The sequence below is a fragment of the Microcoleus sp. FACHB-1515 genome (genome assembly GCF_014696105.1).
In the GTDB taxonomy this organism is placed as follows: domain Bacteria; phylum Cyanobacteriota; class Cyanobacteriia; order Elainellales; family Elainellaceae; genus JAAUTJ01.
This window is the reverse complement of the sequence record NZ_JACJPO010000047.1, coordinates 22,800-41,512: the sequence shown is the minus strand read 5'-3', so window position 1 is coordinate 41,512 and position 18,713 is coordinate 22,800. Positions and strand designations below refer to the sequence as shown.

General features: G+C 53.4%; 19 protein-coding genes. 13 read left to right on the top strand and 6 right to left on the bottom strand.

What is annotated here, in order from left to right; genetic code table 11:
• Position 1: 1 nt before the first annotated feature.
• A complete protein-coding gene (locus tag H6F67_RS16505; protein WP_190767713.1) occupies positions 2 to 211 on the bottom strand; it encodes a replication restart DNA helicase PriA in 210 nt (69 codons plus the stop codon).
• Positions 212 to 740: 529 nt separating this feature from the next.
• Between H6F67_RS16505 and H6F67_RS16500 the strand changes: the two genes are divergently transcribed.
• Together H6F67_RS16500 and H6F67_RS16495 are read left to right on the top strand one after the other, a co-directional pair.
• A complete protein-coding gene (locus H6F67_RS16500) occupies positions 741 to 1,241 on the top strand; it encodes a WbuC family cupin fold metalloprotein (protein WP_242020673.1) in 501 nt (166 codons plus the stop codon).
• Between the two features lie 151 nt (positions 1,242 to 1,392).
• Positions 1,393 to 1,728 (top strand): hypothetical protein, encoded by a 336-nt coding sequence (locus H6F67_RS16495; RefSeq protein WP_190767712.1) that lies wholly within the window; start codon positions 1,393 to 1,395, stop codon positions 1,726 to 1,728.
• Between the two features lie 52 nt (positions 1,729 to 1,780).
• Here the strand turns inward: H6F67_RS16495 and H6F67_RS16490 are convergent, their stop codons facing one another.
• Positions 1,781 to 2,464, bottom strand: a complete 684-nt coding sequence (locus tag H6F67_RS16490) for a Crp/Fnr family transcriptional regulator (protein WP_190767711.1) — start codon at positions 2,462 to 2,464, stop codon at positions 1,781 to 1,783.
• A 307-nt stretch (positions 2,465 to 2,771) separates the two neighbouring features.
• On the opposite strand from H6F67_RS16490, the gene H6F67_RS16485 reads away from it, so the two are divergent.
• Positions 2,772 to 3,569, top strand: coding sequence for a CAP domain-containing protein (locus H6F67_RS16485; RefSeq protein WP_242020672.1), 798 nt, complete (start codon positions 2,772 to 2,774; stop codon positions 3,567 to 3,569).
• Positions 3,570 to 3,635: 66 nt separating this feature from the next.
• Here H6F67_RS16485 and aspS read toward each other — a convergent pair whose 3' ends face one another.
• The gene (gene aspS, locus H6F67_RS16480; RefSeq protein ID WP_190767710.1) at positions 3,636 to 5,423 is read right to left on the bottom strand and encodes an aspartate--tRNA ligase; all 1,788 of its coding nucleotides are present in this window, start codon (positions 5,421 to 5,423) and stop codon (positions 3,636 to 3,638) included.
• Between the two features lie 452 nt (positions 5,424 to 5,875).
• On the opposite strand from aspS, the gene H6F67_RS16475 reads away from it, so the two are divergent.
• From H6F67_RS16475 to H6F67_RS16465, 3 genes are all read left to right on the top strand, one after another.
• The gene (locus H6F67_RS16475) at positions 5,876 to 6,943 is read left to right on the top strand and encodes a class I SAM-dependent methyltransferase (protein WP_190767709.1); all 1,068 of its coding nucleotides are present in this window, start codon (positions 5,876 to 5,878) and stop codon (positions 6,941 to 6,943) included.
• Between the two features lie 123 nt (positions 6,944 to 7,066).
• Entirely contained in the window at positions 7,067 to 7,537 is a 471-nt protein-coding gene (locus H6F67_RS16470; protein WP_190767708.1) for a YbjN domain-containing protein, read from the top strand.
• Between the two features lie 52 nt (positions 7,538 to 7,589).
• A complete protein-coding gene (locus H6F67_RS16465; protein WP_190767745.1) occupies positions 7,590 to 8,282 on the top strand; it encodes a biotin/lipoate A/B protein ligase family protein in 693 nt (230 codons plus the stop codon).
• On the opposite strand, the gene H6F67_RS16460 is transcribed toward H6F67_RS16465, so the two are convergent.
• Positions 8,234 to 9,400: a site-2 protease family protein gene (locus tag H6F67_RS16460; RefSeq protein WP_190767707.1), complete on the bottom strand. Its 1,167-nt coding sequence runs from the start codon at positions 9,398 to 9,400 to the stop codon at positions 8,234 to 8,236. The two genes, H6F67_RS16465 and H6F67_RS16460, sit on opposite strands and share 49 nt — an antisense overlap.
• 123 nt (positions 9,401 to 9,523) lie before the next feature.
• Between H6F67_RS16460 and psbU the strand changes: the two genes are divergently transcribed.
• From psbU to H6F67_RS16430, 6 genes are all read left to right on the top strand, one after another.
• Positions 9,524 to 9,931, top strand: a complete 408-nt coding sequence (psbU, locus tag H6F67_RS16455; protein WP_190767706.1) for a photosystem II complex extrinsic protein PsbU — start codon at positions 9,524 to 9,526, stop codon at positions 9,929 to 9,931.
• A 205-nt stretch (positions 9,932 to 10,136) separates the two neighbouring features.
• Positions 10,137 to 11,807 carry an L-aspartate oxidase gene (gene nadB / locus H6F67_RS16450; protein ID WP_190767705.1) on the top strand — a complete coding sequence of 557 codons (1,671 nt, stop codon included), beginning with the start codon at positions 10,137 to 10,139 and terminating at the stop codon, positions 11,805 to 11,807.
• Between the two features lie 225 nt (positions 11,808 to 12,032).
• A complete protein-coding gene (locus H6F67_RS16445) occupies positions 12,033 to 12,827 on the top strand; it encodes a PD-(D/E)XK nuclease family protein (protein ID WP_190767704.1) in 795 nt (264 codons plus the stop codon).
• A 10-nt stretch (positions 12,828 to 12,837) separates the two neighbouring features.
• Entirely contained in the window at positions 12,838 to 13,500 is a 663-nt protein-coding gene (locus H6F67_RS16440; RefSeq protein WP_190767703.1) for an SOS response-associated peptidase, read from the top strand.
• The gene (locus H6F67_RS16435; protein WP_190767702.1) at positions 13,497 to 15,317 is read left to right on the top strand and encodes an Eco57I restriction-modification methylase domain-containing protein; all 1,821 of its coding nucleotides are present in this window, start codon (positions 13,497 to 13,499) and stop codon (positions 15,315 to 15,317) included. The genes H6F67_RS16440 and H6F67_RS16435 overlap by 4 nt, the downstream gene beginning before the upstream one ends.
• A gap of 29 nt (positions 15,318 to 15,346) precedes the next feature.
• Positions 15,347 to 15,577: a hypothetical protein gene (locus H6F67_RS16430; RefSeq protein ID WP_190767701.1), complete on the top strand. Its 231-nt coding sequence runs from the start codon at positions 15,347 to 15,349 to the stop codon at positions 15,575 to 15,577.
• A 3-nt stretch (positions 15,578 to 15,580) separates the two neighbouring features.
• On the opposite strand, the gene H6F67_RS16425 is transcribed toward H6F67_RS16430, so the two are convergent.
• Together H6F67_RS16425 and H6F67_RS16420 are read right to left on the bottom strand one after the other, a co-directional pair.
• A complete protein-coding gene (locus tag H6F67_RS16425; RefSeq protein ID WP_190767744.1) occupies positions 15,581 to 16,117 on the bottom strand; it encodes a GIY-YIG nuclease family protein in 537 nt (178 codons plus the stop codon).
• 83 nt (positions 16,118 to 16,200) lie between these two features.
• Positions 16,201 to 16,950: a DUF3891 family protein gene (locus tag H6F67_RS16420; RefSeq protein WP_190767700.1), complete on the bottom strand. Its 750-nt coding sequence runs from the start codon at positions 16,948 to 16,950 to the stop codon at positions 16,201 to 16,203.
• 573 nt (positions 16,951 to 17,523) lie between these two features.
• Between H6F67_RS16420 and H6F67_RS16415 the strand changes: the two genes are divergently transcribed.
• Positions 17,524 to 18,645: a glycosyltransferase family 2 protein gene (locus tag H6F67_RS16415; RefSeq protein ID WP_190767699.1), complete on the top strand. Its 1,122-nt coding sequence runs from the start codon at positions 17,524 to 17,526 to the stop codon at positions 18,643 to 18,645.
• The last annotated feature ends 68 nt before the right edge of the window (positions 18,646 to 18,713 follow it).

Genomic DNA, 18,713 nt, shown 5'->3' with positions numbered 1-18,713 from the left:
TCTAACGCATCCACATTCCGGGCGCATACGCTTCGAGGACGCTGCCTGTGCGCGAGCAGGTCAGCATGAAATAGTCGCAGGTCGGGCATTCGGTCTGCGTCTTTTCGCTCGCGAGCAAATGGCGCTTGGCAAAGCTGCCGCAGTTGGGGCAGTGAATCGACTGCACTGCTGGCGTCTTGAGTTCCTCGAACTTAGGGGTTTCTAACAGCATGGGTTTTAACTCGCGAAAAAGAATATTGAACTTGGTTATTCTCGGAAGTAACGGCTCAGAATTCAGCAAACAAATTTGAAGTTAGATTGCACCGAGAAACGTTACTTATCAATCAGTTTAATTATGTCAGCCTTTTCCGAAAGTGGCAACATCAACTCCTCCGTAGAAAGACGGGGATCGCTTGCACACTGGGCGATCCCCGTCTTGAGGAAGAGACAAAACAGCGATCGCAACTCCATCAACTCACCCGGCAATTAGCAGCAGCGGCGACACTTTTCGATCGAGGATCGCTCGTTGTTTCAGGCAAATTGCTCATAATTTGTGTGATAAATTACAAAATTCTTCTTTACAGTCAAAATTAATCTTTTCTACCAATTTGAGTAGGTCGTCACAGGCATTTTTAATAGTTTGTGCTAGACAATTGCCACTTTACCGCTGCCTTCTCTCCGCTGATAGATTTGTGTGCTCATTCAGTCGCGATCGCATTTGCCTCCAACTGTGATCCTGCGCTAGGCTAGCCTCCATCGTCTTGCCAAAACTGCTCGTGGAACCGCTGCCGCTCAAACGCTTGACTCAAGACCTGATGGACTCGATCGCAGACCAGGCGCGATCGAATTCGCGGCAGCGGCAGAACTATAACTTCCACGAGCATTCTGAGCGCGTTCAGCGATTTCTCAACGTGTTGCAGCCCGGAACCTATGTGCGCCCACATCGCCACCAGCGCGTTCCCGATGTGAACGGCTTTGAGTTTTTCCTGGTGATTCAAGGGGCGATCGGTTTGATCGTGATGAATGGAGAAGGCGAACCGATTGACACAGAACGGCTCAGTGCAGAAGGTGCAACTCGCGCGGTTGAACTGGCTGAAGGAACCTATCACACCCTGGTCGCACTTCAGCCCAATACCGTGATGCTGGAAATTAAAGAGGGTCCTTACGAAGTTCAAACCGATAAAGATTTTTTGCCGATGTTTCCGCTAGAAGGAACGCCGGAAGCCGCTGCAATCGAGCAGCAGTGGCGCAATTTGTTTTAGATGAGCGCACTTGCGATCGTAGTTCTGACTTGAAGCAAGCAACTTCGATAGACGGCGAAATCATTCAGCATTTCAGCCTTAAGGTAGGTGGAAAAATTTCAACTGCGCCTCAATACTGCAAGTAAATCAATAAATCTGTGTGGAGGATAACATGAGCAATCCGAACGTTGAATCTGACAGTTACGATCGCGGCATTATTCCGGCTGAAACGGCTGCCCGCGTGGAGCGAGAAGGCGAAGAATACAAGCACACACCAGACGACACTGATCCAGCCACTGAGGGCTACACAGTTGATAAAGAAGGCTTGGTGAACAACTACGCGATCGAGCCGGAAATGTATTACGAAGAACCGGGAGACTTGCAGGAAAAAGAAGCCGCCGAAGCCGCAGACCGAGAAGCGGAACTCGCGGAAATTAACGACACCGACGAATCCGGCAAGCTGACAAGCGACCACGACGATCGCGGCAAAGGCCCAGGTTTGGTTTAGATCGATTCACCAATCTTCACAGGGGCATGGCGTCACCGTGTCCCTGCCTGGATTAAATTCGACCTGCCAAATGCGCGAGATGCTTGATGCGGACGAGGTGAATCAGTTGGCGATCGGGATCGACTTGAATTAACCCTTTCGTGTGCAGCTTTTCCATGATGTAGGCTGCTTCGTCTTCGCGAATGTCTGCAACATCCGCTAAATCTTTGGTGGGAATGTTGAAAATGTCGGTTCCCTGTGGCGATTGCTGACCGTAGTTTTCCCCCAATGCCAAAAGCGTATTGGCGAGCTTGATGGCGGGTCGCTGCTGGCGGAGCTGAAAGCGAAAGTTGGTTTGGCGCAAACGGCGCACCATGAGTTGCAGCATTCGGTGGTGAAGCTGCGAATCGCGAAACAAGGTTTGGATAAACTTTTGGGCAGAAATGCTGAGCAGCTTGACAGGTGAGAGGGCAACCACATCAGTCGATCGCGGCGACTCGTCGAGAATTGCCATTTCCCCAAAGAAATCACCCTGTCCCAAAATTGCCAGCGTAACGACGGCTTCGCCTGCATGTCGCCGCACCTTCACCCAGCCAGATTCGACAAAATACACAGCGTTACCCCACGCATCTTCCATCAGCACGGCGCGATCGGCAGGATAGTCGTGTTCAGTGGCGATCGACAGCAGCCAGTCGAGCGTGTCGGGACTGGCGGCGTTGAAAAGCGGGAAAAGCTTACTGAAAGCTTCAGTCTGCATAAAAAAATGACAGTTTTAGAACTCAAACAACCATCCGCCGCTGGCTCAACGTGCAAAGAGCAAGCCAATTTCGATCGCGGGAATGCGCTGCCGTCAAAACTATACTACCCAGAATCGGCAGGAATCCTCCAAGATTTCGCGGAGGGATGAAATTTGTAATTGCAAAATTTAAGCCAGCGATTCCGCCTCGTTGAAGTCGATCGCTTCGTTTGCCGTCCGATCTGAGAAGTTGGAACATCCGTACATTCCAGGTTGGCGATCGCCAAGTCCGATGGCTTACCTGGAAAAGTACTTTTCGGACAGAGTCATGATGCAATCTGGTCAGCGCAATCTGAATGCTGCCGTGCCAATTTCGGATGCGGCTACGATTCGCGATCGCGTCAGTGCGAAAAACCGCAGCGACTTATTCAGCTTCAGCTTGACAAACACCAGCAAACTCAACTTGCAGTTTAGAAGCTCCGGTCGGGGAGCAAATCTGCAACTGATCCAAGACCGCAATCGAAACGGGCTGATCGATGCAGGTGAAGCGATCGCAGCCGAACGGATGCGTCCGCAGGGAAAAGCAATTCAGTCGAATCTCGCGGCAGGAACTTATTTTCTGCAAGTTTCCACAACCGGACGCGGCACAAACAACTACCGTTTGAGCTTGGCAACCACTGCGGCAGCACCAATCAAAGGATTGCCTTCCACACCTCCCGCCCCCAGCGTGGCCGAGCAGGTTTTGTCACTCGTCAACGATTTTCGATCGCGCAACGGCCTGACTTCGGTGCGGCTGAACAGACGGCTCAATGCTGCTGCTCAAGGACACAGCCAAAACATGGCCTCGCAAGATTTCTATAGCCACAACAATAAAGACGGTACGACCTTTGATCAGCGCATTCGCGCCGCCGGATATCAATTTTCGACTGCGGCGGAAAATATCGCGGCGGGCTATGCAACGGCTGCTTTGGTTGTAGACGGCTGGAGCAACAGTCCCGGACATCGAGCCAACATGCTGAATCCCAACATGCGAGAAATCGGCGTGGGACATGTTTTCCTCTCGGACGATCTGGGCACTGAGCAATGGCAACACTACTGGACATTGAAGCTTGCTGCTCCGCAGTAGGTTCGCAGCGCTGGTATCTCTTGTGCATCTACCAGCTTCACCTCAGCCCCAGCCTGTCGATCGCCCCTACGACTTCGGCTTATTCGTCGTGGCAATCTGCAACTCTTTCAACTGCTTGTCATCTACTGTTGAAGGTGCATTTGTCAGCAAACAGCGAGCCTGCTGCGTTTTTGGAAAGGCGATCGCATCGCGAATCGATTCTTCTCCGGCCAGCAGCATCACGAGGCGATCGAGTCCATAGGCAATGCCGCCGTGTGGAGGCGTTCCGTACTCAAACGCTTCGAGCAGAAAGCCGAATTTGTTGTGCGCTTCTTCAGCCGAAAGCCCGATCGTTTCAAAGACTTGCTGCTGCAAATCTGGCTGATAGATCCGCCGACTGCCGCCGCCAATCTCAAAGCCGTTGAACACCAAATCATACGCTTGAGCGCGAGCCGTTTTCAGGTCGGCTAGATCGTCAGGATGCGGAGCGGTGAACGGGTGATGCAGTGCTTCCAATCGCTTTTCATCTGCATTCCACTCGAACATTGGGAAGTCGGTGATCCACAGCAAATTAATTTTGTCCGGTGGAATCAGATTCAGTTCACGAGCGATCGTTTGCCGCAGTCGATCGAGCGTTTTGTTGACCGTATTCGTATCGCCTGCACCAAACAGCAGCAGATGTCCGGGTTTGGCTCCGGTTCGCTCCAGCAGTTCCGCTTTTTGTTCCGGACTGAGGTTGTCTTTGATCGCGCCGATCGTGTCAATTTCGCCATCGTCGCGGACGCGAATGTAGGCCAAACCTTTTGCACCTGCCGAGGCTGCTTCATTAAACAGATCGCCGCCCGGTTTGATTCGCACATTCGAGATTGCATCATTGCCACCGGGAATCGGCAGAATTTTGACGATGCCACCGCTGGCGATCGCGCCCGAAAATACCTTAAATCCTGAATCTTTGAGCAAATCGGAAACATCAACGAGTTCCAGTCCGTAGCGCGTATCGGGTTTGTCGCTGCCGTAACGATCCATTGCTTCGACATAGGTGAGGCGCGGAAAAGGGCGCGGCAACTCGATCTCTTTAACCGTTTTGAAGATGTGGCAGACGAGTTTTTCGTTCAGGTCGATGATTTCCTCGACCGACATGAAACTCATTTCCATATCAAGCTGCGTAAATTCCGGCTGGCGATCGGCTCTGAGGTCTTCATCGCGAAAGCAGCGAGCGATCTGATAGTAGCGATCGAGTCCCGACACCATCAAAAGCTGCTTGAAAAGCTGCGGCGACTGCGGCAGAGCGAAAAATTCACCCGGATTGACGCGGCTGGGAACGAGAAAATCGCGAGCGCCTTCCGGCGTCGATCGCGTCAGCATTGGCGTTTCCACTTCGATGAAGCCTTCGGCATCTTCAAGATAGCGGCGAATCGCTTTGACGATCTGATGGCGCAACTGTAGGTTACGGCTCATGCGATCGCGTCTGAGATCCAAATAGCGATATTTCAGGCGCAGATCTTCGCGCACCGTTTCGGTATCTGCCGTTGACACCTGAAACGGAAGCTGTTTGCGAACGGCATTCAGCAGTTCAATTTCTTCGGCATAAATTTCCACTTCGCCTGTTGCCAAGCGGGGATTGAGCGATTCATCGGGGCGACGGGTGACGCGACCCGTAATCCGCACCACGTACTCGTTTCGCAGCGCGTCTGCCGCATCATAAGAAGTCGGCGTTCGCTCTGGATCGCTGACAATTTGGGCGATGCCCGATCGATCGCGCAAGTCTAGAAAAATCACGCCGCCATGATCGCGACGGCGATCGACCCAACCATAAAGGGTGACGGTTTCTCCAATATGTTCGGGGCGGATCTGGCCGCAGTAGTAGCTTCGCATGGCTCGTAGAAAAGGACTGGCGCGATTAAAACCTCTCTATTATCCGCGATCGATCGTAATATCGCGCAATGATTTTGCGGCTGGTCTGTGAAGGCATCAATTCCCTTTCACGCCTGCAATCGCCAGCGATTACTTTGCGTCTAGCTACACCTCCGATCGCGAATCTGATTCGCTCACTTGCAGCAGATAGGGCTACTCAAAATCACAAAATCTTCTGTATGTTTCGGCAGCAATCCGGGGCGTGGGGCATTTCTGCTCTAAGCAAGGTCGTGTAGCAAAGTTCGATCGACAGCAAAATTTCTTAATCAAAAAATCGATTTTTAAGGACATGATAGCGCCCTACCCCTACATCAACGCCTCAAACTCACAAATCCTCTGAATTGGTTCCGTCCATCAAGATTTATCTTCGTTACACTTATTCACAGTAGTTGCTATTTTCCTGATCAAATCCAATGGCTGATACTCTCACCAAGTTGGCCTACCAGTCCTTCCAACAAGGCAAGAGCGTCTTCGGGCTGACTCATAAAGCTTTAAGTACGAGTTTATTAAACCTGCTGGCTCCGCGATCGGAACGCATTAATACCAGCGGCCTTTCTCCTGAACTGCTCCTCAAAGTGCAGCAGCGTTTGAATCAACTGATCGAAACCGACTGGGCAGATGTCGATCGCGGCGTCTACTCAGCCAGCCTCGTTTTTGATAATCCCTGGGCAGACTTTTTCCGCTTCTATCCGCTTTTGTGGCTGGATATGCCGCAGATTTGGGATCGCGCCAACCAAAAGCGCTACCAGGATTTTTCGGAAAACATCAAAACTGAGGGCTACCCCAGCTATTATCTGCAAAACTTCCACCACCAAACTGACGGTTATCTTAGCGATCTATCCGCCAATCTGTATGATTTGCAGGTGGAAATTCTGTTCAACGGCTCCGCCGATGCGATGCGCCGCCGCATTCTTGCCCCGCTCAAGCGCGGACTGGCCGAGATGGGCGCACCCAACACTCGCCAAACTCGCATCCTCGATGTCGCCTGTGGCACAGGCCGGACGCTGAAGATGATTCGCGGCGCACTGTCGGACGTGTCGCTGTACGGTTCGGATCTCTCTCCGGCTTATTTGCGAAAAGCCAATCAGCTTTTGTCGGAAGATCCGGGTGAACTGCCGCAACTGGTGCAGGCGAACGCCGAGGAACTGCCGTATCTCGATCGCTACTTCCACGCCGTCACCTGCGTCTATCTGTTCCACGAACTGCCCGCAGCCGTCCGCCAAACTGTGATCAACGAAGCGTTCCGCGTCATTGCGCCCGGAGGCGTCTTTGTGATTTGCGACTCAATTCAGATGAGCGATTCACCGGAACTTGCTCCGCTGATGGAAGGCTTTGCGGCCATGTTCCACGAGCCGTACTATCGCAACTACACCGTTGACGACATGGAAGCTCGTCTCAAAGAAGCAGGGTTCATCGACATCGCAACCGAATCGCACTTCATGAGCAAGTGCTGGTTTGCCCGCAAGCCGATCGAGCAGTAAGCGATTTGGGGTGGAGGGTCAAACCAAAACCCCAAGTCGTAAAAAATCAGACAAATTACAGAAGCGATCGCCTCCCAAAAAGCTACAGTTGGGATGGACAACGCTGCAAAACTATTAAAAACAATGACTTACACTTCTGGGACTGACGATGCAAGTCAAGCGCTGCTAACTGAAGAAATTGCTTCTGCCAATCATCTGGAGGTGATCGAAACGGTAATTAGCAGCTTGCAGGAAGATGACAGTGCGATGGTGAGCCATTCTGAGCAAGGCCACCTGTGGAAGTTCAAATATGGCAGCGTCGAAGTTTTCGTCCAGCTTACCGGAGAAACCGACGAAGACACGCTGACCGTTTGGTCGCCCATCCTCAAACTTCCGGTGCAAAACGAAGGCTTGCTGCTGCGAAAACTGCTGGAGATGAACTGGTCAAGCACGTTTGAAGCGCGTTTTGGCATCGTTGAAAATCAAGTGATTGTTTCTGCGACGCGGACGGTTGCGGAACTATCGCCCGGAGAAGTTTCGCGCAATATCACGGTTGTCGCCACTGTTGCCGACGACAACGACGAAGCGCTACAGGCTGAATTTGCCGCCAGCTAGCGTGACCGAGTGGCGATCGATTCCTCTGCTCACCGCGCCCGGATCGGTGCAGATGGCGATCGATTCGTGGCTATTTGAGCAATTCTGTCAGGGCAACCAGCCGCCCGTCCTGCGCTTTTACACCTGGAAACCGATCGCCATTTCACTTGGCTTTCATCAGTCACGCTATCCGATCGAGTGGCGCAATTTGTCCTGGCAAGGCGAAGCGATCGATTTGGTACGACGACCCAGCGGCGGACGGGCGGTTTTGCATCAGGGCGATCTCACCTATGCCGTAATCACGTCTGGCGAGGGAAACCGGATGCAGGCCTATCGATCGATCTGCGAATTTTTGATTGCGGGTTGGCGATCGCTTGGAATCAATCTCGACTTTGGTTCAGCCGGACGCGGCTACATTCACAATCCCAACTGCTTCGGAACGGCGACAGCCGCCGATCTCGTCATGCCTGAGGGCACGAAGTTGATTGGTAGCGCTCAGGTCAGACGCGGAACGGCAATTTTGCAGCATGGTTCGATTCGTCTGGAGCCAGATCGCGCTTTGTTTCAGCAGGTTTTTGGCACGGATGAGGCGATCAATGTCCCCACAATTTCACAATCTGATCTCATTTTCGCCCTCGAAGCGGCTGCGGAAGCTTGTTTTCAAATGAGTTTGCAGCCAGCACCGCTGACCGAAGCCGAATGGCAGCAGATCAAATCTCAGCCTGCCGATCGCGCAATTGCCTCAAGCTCCAGTCCGGGCGGGTAAACATTTTCCGCTCGGACGCGATCGACCACCGAAGCCGCAACTGGCAGCTTGAGCGCCCGTCCGATCGCCTCGACCACATCGCCGCGATCGATCACGCCCACCAGTTCACCCGCCGCCACAACCACGACTCGCCGCGTTGTTTCAAGCTGCTCGACCACGCTGCAGAGCGAAGTGGCTTCATCCACGATCGCCAGTCGATCGATCGACTCCATCACGCTCGTCACAGGTGCAGTTCCGACGCAAGACCCAGAAGCCGCTTCTGGCCAGATGATGCCGCAATCTCGCTGATTTTCAATGACGCGATAGGTGGCGGGCGACTTTGTGGCGAGGTCGTTCAGACTTAGGTGAGCGTCGATCGCCTGTAAATCTCGCCGCATCACGTCACTGGCCTTCAGTCGCAACAGCGCATCTTGCAAATTGGCAACGCGACGGTAAGCGCTGGCGCTGCGGATGCCAAAGTAGCCCAGCAGCGCGATCCACAAGCCGCTGATCGCTCGGAGCGAGGTGACAAAATACAAAGTGATTCCCGCTGCGATCGCAATCCAGCACAGCGTTTGGCCGACTCTGGCCGCCCAGCGGACTCCCTTTTGCCGACTTCCGGTCGTCTGCCAAATTGCCGCCTTCAGGACTTGTCCACCATCTAGCGGCAAACCGGGAATCATGTTAAACAGCGCCAAAATCAAGTTGATGCTCGCCAAGGTTTCCAGCACGATCGCGGCAGGTTCCGGGAGGGGCAACAGCAATCGCAACAGCAGCAGCAGAACGCACAGGCCAAAACTGACAGCCGGGCCAGCGATCGCCACGTGAAACGCCTGCTGCGGCGTTTTCGATTCAGACTCGATCGCCGCCACGCCGCCGAACAGAAATAGCGTGATCGATCGAACCGAAATGCCTTGCGATCGTGCCACGAGACAGTGGCCGAGTTCATGCAGCAAAACCGAGGCAAACAGCAGCAGCGCCATTGCAAATCCGGCACTCCAAGCCGTTGAACTGCGCCAGTTTTGCTGCTGCCAGCTTGAGCCAAAATGCAGCGTAAATAGAGCGAGGACGAAAAACCAGGAGGTGTGCAGTAGGAGCGGAATGCCAAACACCGAACCGATTTGCCAGTAGTTTTTCATGGCTGATTTGCTCCGCTGCTGCACTTGCCGCTGTTTACATCCTAAATTGCTCAGCGAAGATGGTAGGCTCTATCTAAGAAGCTGTGTATTAAAATAGCGAGTTTTTGAGTGGGAGGGATACGAATGAAACGATTGGTGAGCGTCCTGGCAGTGGTGTTGGTGCTGCTGGCTGGCTGGCTGGGCGGAACGCAAATGGCGATCGCCACGCCGCTAAATTCGGTTTTCACGTCGCCCGTGCTGGCGGTGCGGAATGCCGCCGATGACCTGCTGGGTGAACGGGGTTCCAAGATTGACCTGAACAACACAAACGTCCGCGCCTTTACTCAATATCCCGGCATGTACCCAACGCTGGCGCGGATGATCGTGAAATATGCGCCGTTTGAGTCGGTCGAAGACGTGCTGAACATGCCGGACTTGAGCGATCGTCAAAAGGAAATTTTGCGCTCCAACTTCGACAATTTCACCGTCTCTGACCCCAGCGAAGTGTTTGTCGAAGGCGGCGATCGATTCAATAACGGCATCTACCGCTAGACTGTGCTTTAAAAGCCGCACAATCCCCTCCAACCCTCCTTATCAAGGAGGGAGCCGAACCACGACTCAAACGCCCCCTTTTCAAGGGGGATTTAGGGGGATTGCCCAACGGTCATGCCATCCCGAAAGGCTGTTAAAACATGCCCTAGAGGGTTTGGATTCGTTCATTTTGTTATTTCGCGATCGCTCTTTGTAAAGTAGGGATATGGATGCCATCTGCATCACGCCCCGCCGCACAAGGAGCGATTTTTCATTGGAACAGTTTGATGTGTTGATTGTGGGCGGCGGTGCAGCCGGACTGTATGCCGCCCTTTGCCTCCCTTCCGATCTGCAAGTTGGCCTACTGGCAAAAAATCCGCTGTCCGACTCGGCGAGCGACTGGGCACAAGGCGGCATTGCGGCAGCGATCGCTCCCGAAGATTCACCGATTTTGCACATCGAAGACACGCTTAAAGCTGGAGCAGGCTTGTGTGAACCTGCTGCCGTTCAGCTTTTGGTCGAACAAGCAGCAGACTGTGTGCGATCGCTAGTTGAAATGGGCGTCGGCTTCGATCGATCGGGCAACGATCTCGCCTTGACGCTAGAAGCGGCTCATTCCCGGCGGCGCGTCCTTCATGCCGCTGATACAACCGGACGAGCGATCGTGACAACGCTCACCCGCCAAGTGTTGAGCCGCAAAAATATTCGCGTCCTTTCGCCCGTGTTTGTTCTTGATTTGTGGATGGTCGGGGGGCGATGTCAAGGAGTTTGCTTGGTTCAAGGCAACGAGATTCGCTGGATTGCGGCACGGGCGATCGTGCTGGCAACCGGAGGCGGCGGGCAAGTCTTCGCGCAAACGACCAATCCAACCCTCAGCACCGGAGATGGCGTGGCGATGGCGTGGCGATCGAACGCCCGCTTACGCGATCTGGAATTCATGCAGTTTCACCCGACCGCACTGACCAAACCGGGAGCACCCCGCTTTTTGATTAGCGAAGCCGTCCGGGGCGAAGGCGCACATTTAGTAGACGGACAAAATCGCCGCTTCGCCTTTGACTATCATCCCGCTGGCGAACTTGCGCCCAGAGATGTCGTCAGCCGCGCCATTTTCACGCATCTCCAGCGCACGGGCGAGGCAAACGTTTGGCTGGATTTGCGATCGATCCCGGTCGATCGCATCCGCCACCGCTTCCCCAACATCATTTCGGTCTGCCAGCAGTGGGGTGTCGATCTGTTCCACGAACCAATTCCGGTTGCGCCCGCTGCTCACTACTGGATGGGCGGCATCCTCACCGACTTGGACAGCCGCAGTTCAATTCCCGGACTTTATGCGCTGGGCGAAACGGCCAGTACCGGAGTGCATGGCGCAAACCGACTCGCCAGCAATTCGCTCCTCGAATGTCTTGTCTTTGGAGCGCAACTGCGATCGATCGATCTGCCCGATCCGCTTCATCTTCCTGCCGCTTCACCGACTGGTGCGATCGATTTCACGCTTGATCCGACTGTGGCCGAAATTCGATCGAACCTGCCGAAGCTGGTTTGGCAAAGTGCGGGAATCTGTCGTGATGGAAAATTGCTGGAGGAAGCGATCGCGCAGGTTCACCAGTGGCGACAGGCATTTGCCGCACTGTCGATCAGCCAAACCTTGACGCAGCTAGAACCCGGACGAACTTTAGCCGCCCTTGACTTTAACGCTGTTCGCGACTGGGGCGAAACCCGCAACCTGCTCGACATTGCCGATTTGATCCTCAAAAGTGCAGCTTTTCGCGAAGAAAGTCGGGGTGGACACTATCGATCGGACTTTCCGCAAACCAATTCGGCTTGGCAGGTGCATACTCTGGTGCAGGGCGATCGCTGCTGGAAATCCGATCGCCTCCAACAGGCCGCTATGCCATAGGATTTTTGCCAGCAGGCCGCTTGAGTCGGACAAGCGCACTCGCTTGAATGTGTTGCGAGTTTGCTGCCTCGTCGCTCTTTGCCTGAATTTAATCACGTAGCGATCGCAAACTCAATGCTCTATATCTAGAGTCTGGTTTCCAAGAATCTCCTGTTCAAATCACAGATGTAGTGTCATAATCAACAGCAAGCAGTCGCGCTGGTCGCTGCTCATCCGTCAGAAATTATGTCCTACACGCTCTCTGCCGCCAAACTCCAGACCTACTACCGCTGCCCGCAAGCCTACTATTTCCGCTACGAACGGCGCGTGCAGGGAGCGGCCTTCTTCAGTTCAGCCGCGCTGGGAACTTCACTGCATCAAGCCTTGGCGCAAATCTATCAGGATTGGCACTATCAAGACCCGGTTCCCCGCTTCGAGTGGATTGAACACTGCTGGGGACAACAGGCCACAAACTTGACGCCCAATCAAATTAGCGAAGGGCGCGGCATTTTGCGACGCTATTACGAAAGCTTCATTTCGGGCAAAAGCGCGATGCGTCAGCCTGTGGCGGTTGAAGGCAAAATTCAAGGCAGTTTGTGCGTCGAAAATCTAGAGTTTGTCTTGTCAGGACGCTACGATCGCCTCGACTATCTTGACGATGGACTCGAACTGATTGACTACAAATCCACCAAAGATCCAGAGCCGATTCTAGAAGATGAAATCGATCTGCAAATTGGCCTTTACTATCTTGCTTTGGAGCAGCACTATCAGCAGGCACTCAAGCGGTTGACGCTGCTGTATCTGCGGACGGGCGAGCAAATCAGCTTTGATGTCACGCCCGATCATCGGCGGCAGGTGGAAAGCGTGATTAGCGAGTTGGCCGTGCAGCTTCGGCACGATCGCCAGTGGCTTCCCTTCCCCGGTGAGCAGTGCGATCGCTGCGCCTATGCCCGCTACTGTCCGGCGATTCAGGCAGAACCTGAACCTTTGCCAGAGGATGCCAAACCCGAATCTGGGCTACAACTGATGTTGAGCATTTGAGTGAAGCGTGATGTGCGGCAGATATACCCTCAGCCAGTCTGGAGACGCGATCGCAGCAGCATTTGGCCTCAGCGCACCCAACCTGCCGCCGCGCTTCAACATCGCCCCGACGCAAAATGTCCCCGCTGTTTTGCACACAGAACGCGCTCACACCCTGCAACTGCTGCACTGGGGATTGATTCCAAGCTGGGCAAAAGATCCGGGCATTGGCGCCAAGATGATCAATGCACGAGCCGAAACGATCGCCGAAAAACCATCCTTCCGCAATGCCTTTAAGCGGCGGCGCTGCCTGATCATTTCGGATGGTTTCTTCGAATGGCAACGACGCGAAAAGCGCAAGCAGCCGTTTTATTTTCGCGTCGGGGCAGGTGAACTTTTCGCCTTTGCGGGACTGTGGGAACATTGGCAGGACGCCAGCGGCACTGAGATTCATTCCTGCACGATCGTCACGACGAGTCCCAACGAACTGATGGCAGACATTCACGATCGAATGCCTGTGATTTTGCATCCGGAAGATTACGATCGCTGGCTTGATCCCGCCGCCAATTCCTCGGATTTACAGCCGCTCCTGCGACCCTACGAAGCCGATCGAATGCAGCACTATCCGGTCAGCCTGGAAGTGAACAATCCCAAGCACGACAGCCCGACCTGCATTGAACCTGTGGCCGCATGAAGCTGAAGCAGACGATCGAAGCGTGTCGCCACGAAATTTCGATCGCTGCTCCTGATGCGGATTCTGCCTCGCTGATTCTGAGTTTGCTTTGCTTGCAGTTTGCTCAGCAGCGCCATTTAATTTCGCCTGTGCAAAATTGCGCTCAGGCGGCTTCCGCTTTGGTGGAACTACGCGATCGCGGCCTGCCGCTTCCGCAAACTTGGCTGAATCCGCCGCTGTTTTCTGCGGCGCTGTTCGATCGCCTTGCGAGTCTGACCGATTCGATCGATTGCTTCGCTCACGTGTATGAACTGCTGCAATCGCCGCATCAGCAGCGGGCGCATGGCGTTTTCTACACGCCGATCGAAATTGCTGATTACATGGTCGAGCAGGCTATACGTTGCCCAATCTCGACGATTCTTGATCCGGCCTGTGGTGGCGGCGTTTTTCTCTTGCGGGCTTACGAAAAATTGCTGAAGCAGAACGGCGATGCGGTTCCCGGACGCGGTCGCTTTGATCTGCTTAAACGCTGCATCTTTGGCGTGGATATTGATCCGGGGGCGGTGGCGATCGCACAAATTGCCTTATTGCTGAAAGCGATCGAAGGGGTATCAGCACCAACGCAATTTCCTAATCTCGATGCCAATCTTCAGTGCGGCAATGCTGTTGTTCATCCGTCTTCAGAACTGCTTCAACGCCAATATGATGCCGTGATTGGCAATCCGCCTTATCTTGACGCGGAGCGGATGACGCTCACCTGTCCGGACTGGCGGCAGTACTGCACGCAGCACTTTCGAGCGGCCAGCGGCAACTGGGATTTGTTTTGCGTGTTCATCGAGCAGGGATTGAATCTGTGTCGATCGCGCGGCATCACCAGCATGATCGTTCCCAACAAATTGATTTCAGCCGATTATGCAGCCGCCGCGCGATCGCTGCTCGCCCAAGACAATCAGCTTCTTTCCCTGCGTGATTACTCGCAGCAACGAATTTTTGCCGCCTCGGTTTATCCGATCGTCTTTGTTGCCCAAAAGCAAGCACCGACGCGATCGGCCACGATTCGCTATGAGGTGGTTGGCATCGGCGTTGAGGAAACGCACTGGCTCTCGTCCGATCGCTTCCTTGCCAATCGCCCCTGGCTGCTGTCAGCCAATCGATCGCCGCTGACGCAACTGCAAACGCTGCCAACCTGGAAATCGATCGCGCAAATTCACGCAGCGGCAACGGTGAGCGAGGCTTACCTGCTTCAGCCATTCATCACTGAAGCGCAGGCAGAAGCGGAATTGCGATTGATCAACAGCGGCACGATCGATCGCTACCGCATCCGCTGGGGCGAAAAACCGCTGCGCTATTTGGGAAAAACATTCGATCGCCCAGTCATCCGCCTTCCGATCGATCCCTGCTTGCACAAGCGACGGATACAGGCTTGTCAACCCAAGCTGATCGTGGCAGGAATGACGCGACAGTTGGAAGCCGCGATCGATCTTGAAGGCAACCTTTGGCCGGGAAAATCCACCTGCGTGATTCGCTCGGAAGCGATCGATTTGCGCTATCTGCTGGGCTTGCTCAACAGTCAGGTTGTCGATGCTTATTTCAAGCTGCTGTTTTCGGGAAATCAATTGCAGGGCGGCTATTTGCGCGTCGGTTCTGCCCAACTGCGATCGCTTCCTTTGCCAGTTGAAGATCGATCGAAACGCGATCGATTGATCACACTTGTACAAGCACGACTCGACGAAACAATTAGTACAAAGATCGCGGAGCTGGAACACCAAATTGAACAGCTTGTTTGCGAACTCTATCACCTGACTGATGGCGCGATCGCAAAGTTGAAATCACCATAAAGAATCACTGCTTAAGTTTTATTAAAAAGATGTTTGAGTCACCGATGAAAACAGGCGATCGATCGACCTCCATGAATCTGACTATCAACTGGTTTTCCAGCGACAGCGAAGCGTTGCCCTGCATTTCACCGCAAGATCTGCAAGCAATGGACGCGCTATTTAAAAATCTTGATCCAGAAAGCGTAGAGCACGATTTGCTGCTTCAAAAGCCGCCTGCGATCGATCCGCTCGAATGGGACCTTGTTGACTTAATTGCGTAGGGTTTACTTCAAATCTAGCAAACCGTTTTCTTTCAACTTTGGATTAAAGCGAACTTGCATCTTCACGCCTCGCGCTTCAAGCTGCGCCATCACGTCAGATTCGACTCGTCTGGCAACTTGTTTTAGCAGCTTCATCTGCGTCAGTTCATCACCTGCGGCAAACGCCGATCGCTCTTCGGCGGTCAGCGCTGTTTTCGCGTCGATCGCCTGTGTCCAACCCGCTTCGTCTGAGCCATTTCCTGATGGAACTACGCCATTCTCAGCGATCCAAGCGGTACGAATTTCTTCAAGAATCGCGCGGCTGGGGCGATCGATCGTCTGCACCTTCAGCCAGTAGCACTGCTGCGGACGCCGCACCAAATGCTGTTTCAAACTAAGGCTCACATCGCGAGAATAACCAATATATTGCAGCGTTTTTTCCGCATCAAAAATGGCATACACGCCTATTCCTTCAAACTGAGAATCTAGTTCGCCTTCAGAATTGAGGAAGGGAAGAAATTCTAAAGAAGCAAGCGGCGCGATCGACATTTTTGATATCAGCACTGACAAAAAGGCTGGGAAGAAATCCTTTCCCAGCCTAAAAGATTCTCAGGAGATGAGGAGTAAAGAATTGTGCAACGAGCTTAGCTTGTCTTCACAAATGTCCATTCCAGCGATTCAACGGGCGCAGTTTGCATTGCTTCAATCAGTTCGTCATTGTCTTTGAACTGAAGCTGATTTACCATCAGCGCATCCACATTGACCGTGAAGCGATCGTCTTGAAACGGCCAAGGCACAACGGTGATGCAGCCGTCCGCCTGCTCGATCAGGTCATAGCGCACGCCGTCCGGCCCTTTGCTGATTTCGAGGGCACGCTGATCGGCAGGAACCTTGCCCTGACACAAGATGAGCGACAGGCGATCGCACCACTGCATAAATGCATAGGACTCAGCAGCTTGATCCTTGGTGATGCCCAAGCTTTCGATCCAGCGTTGCTGATTGGCAATTTGCTCATCGAGAAATTCGTCCATTTCCTTTGAGCTACCGCGCTGCGGTTCGTTCAAGCGGCTCATATGCATCGACGTGAGCAAAGCCACCCAGCGTCCGCGATAAAGCGAATTTTTCACATGGGTTCGCATTCGATCGAGCGACTTTTCCAAATCGTCGTCATCGATCGTGTCGAGCATGAAATCCATTGGCGCTCCAGCTTTGGTCAGGTGGTCGCCTTCCCACTCGCGCTCTAGATCGTCGTGGTGGCCGATCGCTGCCATGCTTTCAAAGATGCGGGGTGGCGACTCCGATCGCTTCCACTGGCCGCCAAGCTGTGAGGCAAGCAGGGCATGAGCACGATGATAGATGATCTGCCAGCCTTCTTGCGTCTGTTTCACAATCATTTCGATCGACTCCTAACGACTCTGCAACAGTTGCAAAAGTTTATATTCTTCTTTATCTCCTGCTTTGGTCATGCAAAAGATCTATCTAGAGTCGGGATCGGCGCGATCGCCCTCAAAAGTTGAATCAAGATATTATGAAGCACAAAGCTCAAGTGTAGCGACGCACATTTGAATTTTTCGTTCGGCTCTACCCTAGTTAAAGCTACCGAGAAAACACTTGATTTACAGTCAATCGATGTAAATCGAGGGGAACCTTTGAAGAAATAGAGAGTCAAGCAACCTCAGGCGATCGCCCATTCAGCATCGAACCTGCATCCAGCCAAAACGCTCAAAGCCGTGACGTTCAACGCTTAAACCTGTCACAGCATTCAGCATCTCTCGTCTTTCGTGTCAGGTTCGGCCAATACCAGGCAACGCAGCTTAGAGTTCGGCTAATTCACGAAATTTTGCAAGAGGGGTTAGGCAAAATCGGAACGGTGTTGAAAAGAACTTTTGCAACTCTGACCCTATGAAAGATGCCTTGAATTTGAAGCAACCGTCAGAATGAACGCGAATATGCAAACCAGAACCACCATGACGAAATTGACCTGGGGACTCGTAATTGCAACCTACAATCGCGAAAAAATTTTGCCAGGTTGCTTGAAGCTAGCGATCGAGCAAACCTGTCCCCCCTCTGAAATCATCGTTGTGGATGCGAGTCCCCATTGGGAAGCGACTCGCGATCGCGTGATGCGCGAAATTGCCCCACTCGCTTCAGGCTTACGCTGGGTCTATGAAGGAGCAGTGCAGCCTGGGTTGACGCAGCAGCGCAATCAGGGAATTGCTCGCGCTACAGCAGATGTGGTGTTTTTGATCGACGACGATTCGTTGATGTATCCGACCTGCGCCGAAGAAATTATGCGGGTGTACGAGGCGGACACGCAGCGTGCGGTGTGCGGCGTGCAGGCAAGCTTGGCCGATGAACCGCCATCGGAAATGACGATCGCAGACGATCGCAAGCAAACGGGCTGGTCGGAAAAGTCACGAGGACTCAGCGCAAACCGTTTATTTCAGCTTGTTTGGCGCTATTTGTTTTTGATGAATGCAGAGGAGTTGTGGATTGCCTATGATGGCACAATGCCGCAGCATCTCGTTCCAGACTCGATCGCACATCTCAACGTGCATCCCCTGCCATTGTTTCACGGCTGCCGCATGACCTATCGGCGCGAGGCGATCGCCCAAACGCAGTTTGAGCCGATGCTGCGGGCGTATGCTGCCGCTGAAGATTTGGATGCTAGCTATCGCGTGTCGCGGCGTGGCATTTTGCTCGAAGCAGTCGCAGCCAAGCTGCACCACTTCAACAGCGGCAGCAGTCGCCTATCGCGCTATCAGGTAGCGGCACTGTCGGCACTCAATCAAGCTGCTTGCCTGCAAAAACACTCGAACAACATCGATCGCGATCGCCGCAAGTTCTATCTACTAACGGCGCGTCGTATATTGGCAGAACTGTTCAAAGACACGCTCAGCCGCCGCTGGAGTTTGCCGCAGATGCGCGGCATGATCACAGCGTGGCGATTAGCCGATCGCGTTTTTGCCACGCCCGCCAGCGAACTCGGCCAGTGGTATCCCAATTTTCAAAAAGCGCTGATCGCAGGAGAGCCGCTGCCCGTTGCAGCGATCGCCAACTTAGAAGGCGAGCCGATCAAAACAAACTAGGCAGAGTTTGAAAGTGCAGAGGATTGAGCGCTGAGAAATGCTATCTCAATGCTCAGTCCTCGACACCA